6 protein-coding genes (1 of these 6 cut by a window edge) are annotated in these 6,917 nt (G+C 64.2%); 1 reads left to right on the forward strand and 5 read right to left on the reverse strand.

The window, feature by feature from the left end; translation table 11 throughout:
* Positions 1-5: 5 nt before the first annotated feature.
* The 5 genes from QNO18_RS19860 to QNO18_RS19880 form a co-directional block, all read right to left on the reverse strand.
* Entirely contained in the window at positions 6-911 is a 906-nt protein-coding gene (locus tag QNO18_RS19860) for an ABC transporter ATP-binding protein (protein ID WP_283179251.1), read from the reverse strand.
* Positions 908-1,618 carry an ABC transporter permease gene (locus QNO18_RS19865; RefSeq protein ID WP_283179252.1) on the reverse strand — a complete coding sequence of 237 codons (711 nt, stop codon included), beginning with the start codon at positions 1,616-1,618 and terminating at the stop codon, positions 908-910. The genes QNO18_RS19860 and QNO18_RS19865 overlap by 4 nt, the downstream gene beginning before the upstream one ends.
* An 8-nt stretch (positions 1,619-1,626) precedes the next feature.
* Entirely contained in the window at positions 1,627-1,797 is a 171-nt protein-coding gene (locus QNO18_RS19870; RefSeq protein ID WP_283179253.1) for a hypothetical protein, read from the reverse strand.
* Positions 1,781-2,731 (reverse strand): ABC transporter permease, encoded by a 951-nt coding sequence (locus QNO18_RS19875; RefSeq protein ID WP_283179254.1) that lies wholly within the window; start codon positions 2,729-2,731, stop codon positions 1,781-1,783. The genes QNO18_RS19870 and QNO18_RS19875 overlap by 17 nt, the downstream gene beginning before the upstream one ends.
* 99 nt (positions 2,732-2,830) lie before the next feature.
* Positions 2,831-4,858, reverse strand: a complete 2,028-nt coding sequence (locus tag QNO18_RS19880) for a CocE/NonD family hydrolase (protein WP_283179255.1) — start codon at positions 4,856-4,858, stop codon at positions 2,831-2,833.
* A gap of 185 nt (positions 4,859-5,043) precedes the next feature.
* On the opposite strand from QNO18_RS19880, the gene QNO18_RS19885 reads away from it, so the two are divergent.
* Positions 5,044-6,917, forward strand: partial view of an FAD-dependent oxidoreductase gene (locus QNO18_RS19885; protein WP_283179256.1) — the 5' portion only. 241 nt of this gene lie beyond the right edge of the window; 1,874 of the gene's 2,115 nt are visible here — the first part of the coding sequence; its start codon is at positions 5,044-5,046; its stop codon lies beyond the right edge, outside the window.

Consider the following 6,917-nt stretch of genomic DNA (forward strand, 5'->3'; position numbering starts at 1 on the left):
TTCGCTCAGCCGCACGCGCGGGACGGGGTGGGCACAGCCGGGGCTGCCTGCGGGCATCGGCTGGCAAAGGCGCAGCCGGCGGGCGGTGCCGTCAGATCCGGCAGGCGGCCCGGAATCGTGGGCAGGCGCGCGACAGGGCCCTGAATATGGGCCGGATCACAGGCGATCAGCGCGCGGGCATAGGGGTGGCGGGCAGTGTGGTAGATTTCATCGGTGGTGCCCTCTTCGACCACCTCGCCGGCATACATGACATAGACACGATCACACAGCTCTCCCACCACGCCCAGATGATGGGTGACGATCACGATGGAGCCCTGATACTGTCGGCGCAATTCGCGAAACAGGTGGATGATCTGCGCCTCCATCGTCACATCCAGCGCGGTGGTCGGCTCATCGGCAATCAGCAGATCCGGCTGCATCATCAGCGCCGCCGCAATCGCCGCGCGCTGGCGCATGCCGCCCGACAGCTCATGCATGTAGCGCCTGAGCACGAGCTCCGGGTCGGGGATGCCGACGCTTGCCAGCATGGCACGGGCACGAGCCAGCTTTTCCGCGCGTGACACGCGTGCGCGATGCTGGAAATCGACCAGTTGCTGGCCCAGTGTCAGCACCGGGTTGAAGGCGCTCATCGGGTCCTGGAAGATCATTGCCACCTTGTCGCCGCGCAACTCGCGCCGCCGCGCCTCGGTGGTGGTGATCATATCCTCCCCCCTGATCCGCAACTCGCCCGAGAGGGTGGCGCCAGGGGCCGGCAGGCCGATCAGGGCCGAGGCAAGCGTGGATTTGCCGCACCCGCTTTCGCCGACGATGCCGATCACCTCGCCGGCCCGCGCCGTCAGGCTGGCGCCGCGCAGGGCCTGGACCGGCCCATAGGACAGCCGCAGGCCGGTAACTTCCAGAAGGGCACTCATGCCTGCCTCCGCTTCAGTTTCGGATCAAGCGCATCGCGCAGGCCCTCGCCCAGGAAAGTGAAGCCGATGGTTGCCAGAACCAGAGGAATACCGCCCGCGATCACCAGCGTCGGCTGCTGCCGGAGCGAGGTATAGCCGTCATAAAGGATGTTGCCCCAGGAAGGCGTTGGCGGTTTGACACCAAGGTTGAGGTAGGAGAGCCCGGCCTCAAGCATGATGACCACCGGCACATCCATGGACAGCACGATTACCAGCGGTCCGACCACATTGGGCAGGAGATGGCGCAACAGGATGCGCGCAGTCGAGGCGCCCATCGTGCGTTCGGCCTCGATGAAATCGGCGTTCTTCAGGCCCAGAACCTGCGCCCGGATCAGCCTTGCATAGCCCGGGATCGAGACCAGCACGATCACCAGCAGCAGCGTCTGGGTGCCCGGGCCTATGACGGTGATCACGGCCAGTGCGAAAAGGATCATCGGCAGGGATGAGAGGGAATCCAGCACCAGCACCAGAAGCCCGTCCAGCCAGCGCGGGCCATAGCCTGCGATCAGCCCGAGGATAAGGCCGATGGCCCCGGCGATTCCGGTGGCGCCAAGGGCGATGGCCAGCGCGTTGCGGGTTCCCATGATCAACCGCGAGAAAGTATCGCGCCCCAGCTGATCGGTTCCCGCCAGATGGGTGAGGCTCGGGCCTAGGAGCTTTGACTTCACGTCGATTTTCAGCGGATCAAAGGGGTGATCCAGGGGGCCAGAATCGCAATCAGCAGAAAGCTGCCCACCAGGATCGCGCCAACCGCGCCCATCGGATCCGACATCAGCCTGGAGAAGGCGCCTTGCGGGCGCACCCGAGAGAGGGGATCGGCGGGCGCCGGTTCAGCTGCGGAAGACATCGCGAACCCTCGGATCAAGCCGCGCGATCAGCAGATCGGCAGCAGTGACGATAAAGAGGTAAAAGGCGGTCATGAAGAGGACCGTGCCCATCACCAGCGGGTAATTCCGTTTTGCCACCGCCGAGGTGATCAGCGAGCCGATCCCGGGCCGCGAAAACACCGTCTCGACAAAGACCGCCGATGACAGGATGGAGCCGAACCCGACTGCAAGGATCGCAATGGTCGGGATGATCGCGAGGCGCAGCGCGTAGCGGGTAACGATCTTGGTCTCGGACAGGCCAAAGGCGCGGGCGGTGCGGACATGGCTGGCGCCCATCACCTCCAGCATCGAGGCGCGCACCAGCCGGGCAAGATAGCCGACCCAGGTGATGCCGATGGCAAAGGCCGGCAGGATTACCGCGCGGATCTGGCTGCCGAGATCTCCGGCCTGGCCCGCACCGATGGCGGGCAACCAGTTCAGCCAGACCGCAAAGATCAGCAGCGAGTAAAGCGCAATGACGAACGAGGGCACGGCAATCATCGAAACCGACAGCACCCCCAGCAGCCGGTCGATCCAGGTGTCGCGCCAGACCACCGCGACACAGCCAAGCGCCACGCCGAACACCAGTGCCATACCAAGCGCGACCAGCCCGAGGATCAGCGTATTGGGAAAGACTTCCAGGATCTGATCCAGCACCGGCCGCTTTGACCAGACATCATAGCCCAGATCGCCCCGCAACGCGTTCGAGAAGAAGTTCCAGATCTGGGTCAGCACCGGCTGATCAAGGCCCATTCTGGTGTTGAGCTGGGCCTTCAGCTCGGGCGTGGCCCTTGGTCCGAGCGCCAGGGATGCCGGGTCGCCCGGCACCAGAAACACCATCGCAAACATCGCAAACATAACGATCACGAGTATCAGTATCGCAAGCCCGATGCGCCGGATGGCATAACTCAGCATCTGCGGTACCTCTGGCGCAGGGGCCTGTCAGGTCCGGGCCTTGTGTCCTCAACGCGGGCCCGGCGCAGCGGCGCGCAAAGCAGAGGATCAGCTTCGGGGTCAGAGATGGTCACGAGCGATCCTCTCATCCCAGTTGCGCGTAAAGATCACCGCACCATTCTCGCGGATGGTCACCGTCATCTCAACACGGAAATTGCTGGCGTCGCAGGTCAGCCGCCCCTCACTTTCATGGCTTGCGGTCAGGCCCTTGCGCTCGATCTCCACCCGGAATTTGGTGAGGGTGGTGGCTGAAAGCGGATCTCCCTCGGTGATTTCATAGCGCGACAGGCATTCGGCGCGGTGGATATGGCCGATATCGGGCATCTCGCTGATGCCGGTCCAGCGCGGAAAATCGACGGTCATGCGGCCGGTCAGCAGATCATGGCGCACCTCGCGCCGGGCCGCAGCCTCGACCGGATGCGAGATTTGCGGTGTGTTCTCCGCAGAAACCGGCGGGTCAAACGCGCGCAGGGCACCATCGCTCGCCTGCGGTGCCCGCACCGGCAGCATCAGACGGCTCTCGCCGGTCTGAATGGTCAGCGTCGCAGGCTCGGGCGAGGGCCAGGCAATCGGCCAGTAGGTGGTGGAGATCGAGACTGCCAGCCGGTGACCTGCCGGCACGGCAACCGCCAGATCCTCCATCTCGACCGTGGCATCGGCCAGCTGGCCCGGCACCAGCGGCTCGGGAAATTCATGGCTTCTGCGATGCGTGAGGTTCAGGATGCCGATGCCGATCCGGGTCGAAGATCCGTCCTGCGCCACATCATTAAGCCTGACCGAGACCAGCGCCATCGGCTTGTCAGACGCAAACCGCAGCAAGACCTGCGGCGCGCCAAGCAGCTCGATCCGCGCCGGCAGCGGGTCCGAAAGGAACACGAGGCTGCCGCCATCATCCATGCGCTGATCGGTGGCCCAGTCGGCATTCTCGCCATAACGCCCGACTTCGCCGGCGGTCAGGCCCACCCACAGGGGCGAGCAGACCGGCAGACCCTGCACCGGCCCGGCCTCTTCGCCCAGCTGGTGGCCGGCATTCAGATGCAGGATGCGCGGCGTGACATGTGGCGATGGCCAGGACGGCTCGCCAATCCAGCGGCCGGGGCGCTCCAGGTAGCAGGTGCGCGGCGGCACGGGCTCCTGCATCCAGGTGCGGTAAAGGGGCTCGTCCATGATGCCGGTCTCGCGGCCTTTCATCCAGTGATCGCACCAGCGCAGCACTTCCTGCAACCAGCCGATGGCGGGCGCGACCGACACATCATAGGGGTAGGAATGGGCCCAGGGGCCGACCAGCCCCAGCCGTGGCCCCGAAAGCCCGGCCAGCAGGCGCGGCACCGCCTCGGAGTAATTGTCGGCCCAGCCCGAGACCGCATAGACCGGGATGGTGATTTTTGAGAAATCCTCGCAGACCGAGCCCTGTTTCCAGTAGTCATCGCGGCGCTGGTGGCGCAGCCAGGTGAGCATCCAGGGGAAATTCGCCTCGATCCGCTGCATCCAGATCTCGCGCCAGCGCGGCCCGACGATCGCCTCATCCGGCGGCAGGTCATTATTGGCAAACATGGTCGAAGACCAGTCGAAATCATCCTTTGACAGGCAGCCGCCGACCCGGTGGATATCGGTTGCAAAGCGGTCATCGGTCGAACCGACGGTGATCACGGTTTTCAGCGCTGGCGGCTGGCGCGCGGCGATCTGCAACCCGTTAAATCCGCCCCAGCTGATGCCGATCATGGTGACCTGGCCATCGCACCAGCCCTGAGCGGCGATCCAGGCGATCAGTTCGCAGCCGTCGATCTGTTCCTGCACCGAATATTCGTCGGTGATGATGCCGTCGCTTTCGCCGGTGCCGCGGATATCGACGCGGATGGCGGCATAGCCGTGACCCGCCAGATATTCATGCATGGCATTGTCACGGGTGCGGGTGCCATCATGCTTGCGGTAAGGCAGATATTCGAGCACCGCAGGCGAGGGCATATCTGCCCCGTCCGGCCCGACAGGCAGCCAGAGCTTTGCCGCCAGTCTGGTCCCGTCATTCAGCGGGATAAACAGGTTCTCGATGATGCGAACCGGGTACTGGAACTGGCTGTGATCGTGCATAGCGGCTCCTTTGTTGAACAACAATGCAATAAAGAATTTCTAGTGGCAAACGATTTTTTGCGTGCTGACAGCCTGAATGTTCTCACGGAATTGATCAGGCATTATTCTTATATCACTGCATCGAACGGGCTTGACCCGCTGAAATTTACATCGCTACTATATATATGTTCAACAAGGATGGTCCGATGTCGCAGCCAACCGCCAGGAATCCGCGCTATGATGTGCTGTTTGAGCCGCTGGCGATCGGGCCGAAACTCGCAAAGAACCGCTTTTTCCAGGTCCCGCATGCAAGTGGCATGACAAATGCGGCCCCGCATGTACGCGCGGCCTTCCGCGCCATGAAGGCCGAGGGCGGCTGGGGCGTGATCTCGACCGGCGCCTGCTCGGTTCATCCGTCGTCGGATGACAGCCCTTTTCCGGCGGCAACGCTCTGGGATGAGGCCGATATCCGCGCCCATGCGCTGATGACCGATGCGGTGCACGAACATGGCGCGCTGGCCGGGGTCGAGCTCTGGCATGGCGGCGCGGTGACGATGAACCGCACCACGCGGCTCGCGTCGCTGTCGCCCTCGGGCGTGCCCTGGATGGCGGGGCATCCGGGCTTTATGTCCTCTGCACGGCCCCGGGTGATGGACCGCAGCGACATCCGTGATCTGATCCGCTGGCATGCGGATGCGGCGGTCCGGGCCGAACAGGCGGGGTTTGACATCCTCTATGTCTATGCCGGCATGGGCTATCTGCCCTATCAGTTCCTGCTCTCTGACTATAATAAGCGCACCGATGCCTATGGGGGCAGCGCCCGCAACCGCGTGCGCCTGCTGGCCGAGCTGATCGACGCCGTGCGCGAGGCGACACATGGCCGGCAGGCGGTGGCGCTGCGCATCTCGCTGCAGGAATTGCGCGCCCGGCCGTCCGACTCTGCCGAAAGCGAGGCGCATGAGGTGATCTCGCTTCTGGCCGATGCGCCTGACCTGTTTGACGTCAAGATGGACTATTCTTCGACCGACTGCTCGGTCTCGCGCTATTCGCCCGAGGGCAGCCATGAGGCGGTGATTTCTTTCGTCAAACAGCTGACCGACAAGCCGGTTGTGGGGGTGGGGCGCTTTACCTCGCCCGATACGATGGTTTCGATGCTGCGGCGGGGCGTGCTGGATTTCATCGGCGGCGCGCGGCCGTCCATCGCTGATCCGTTCCTGCCCGAAAAGATCCGCACCGGGCGCGAGGACGAGATCCGCGAATGTATCGGCTGCAACCTGTGCATTTCCTCCTGGCATGACGGGGTCTGGGTGCGCTGCACGCAAAACCCCACCGCAGGTGAGGAATGGCGGCGCGGCTGGCATCCGGAAAAGGTGCCGGTGACGGCGCCCGCCATTCAGGGGGAGGCTGAAAGCGTTCTGGTGGTCGGTGGCGGTCCTGCAGGGCTGGAGGCGGCGCTGACGCTGGGGCGCCGGGGCTACCGGGTGACGCTTGCCGATCAGGCGCGCGAGTTTGGCGGGCGCCTGCGGTTTGAATCGCGGCTCCCAGGCCTTTCGGCCTGGAACCGGGTGACGGAATACCGGCTCGGGCGGTTGTCGCAGATGCCGAATGTGTCCCTGTTCCCTGAAAGCCCGATGCAGGCGGCGGATGTGCTGGAATTCGGCGCGCAGCATGTGGTCGTGGCGACCGGTGCGCGCTGGCTGCCGGTGACCTGCGGCATGAATGAACTGCCCGCCGGCCGGATCGAGGGCCCGCGTGTCTATACCCCTGACGACCTCGCGGCAGGTGCCCGCCCCGAGGGGCCGGTCGCGGTGTTCGACTATGACAATTATTATATGGGCTCGGCGATTGCCGAAATGCTGGCCGATCAGGGTCATGCCGTCACCTATATCACCAATTCCGGTGCGGCGGCGGCCTGGGGCATCATGACGAATGAACAGCCTTTGGTGCATCAGAGCTTTGCCCGCCGGCAGATCGCCTATCGCACGCTTGAGGTGGTGACGGATTTTGATGGCGAGACCCTGACCCTTGCCCAGACCTTCAGCGGTGCAACAAGCCGGATCGCCGCGCGGTCGCTGGTGAT

This window comes from Gemmobacter sp. 24YEA27, assembly GCF_030052995.1.
In the GTDB taxonomy this organism is placed as follows: domain Bacteria; phylum Pseudomonadota; class Alphaproteobacteria; order Rhodobacterales; family Rhodobacteraceae; genus Pseudogemmobacter.

Coding starts and splice junctions, on each gene's coding strand:
- QNO18_RS19875 (WP_283179254.1), bottom strand. CDS start 2,731: ATGCTGAGTTATGCCATCCGGCGCATCGGGCTTGCGATACTGATACTC.
- QNO18_RS19860 (WP_283179251.1), bottom strand. CDS start 911: ATGAGTGCCCTTCTGGAAGTTACCGGCCTGCGGCTGTCCTATGGGCCG.
- QNO18_RS19870 (WP_283179253.1), bottom strand. CDS start 1,797: ATGTCTTCCGCAGCTGAACCGGCGCCCGCCGATCCCCTCTCTCGGGTG.
- QNO18_RS19880 (WP_283179255.1), bottom strand. CDS start 4,858: ATGCACGATCACAGCCAGTTCCAGTACCCGGTTCGCATCATCGAGAAC.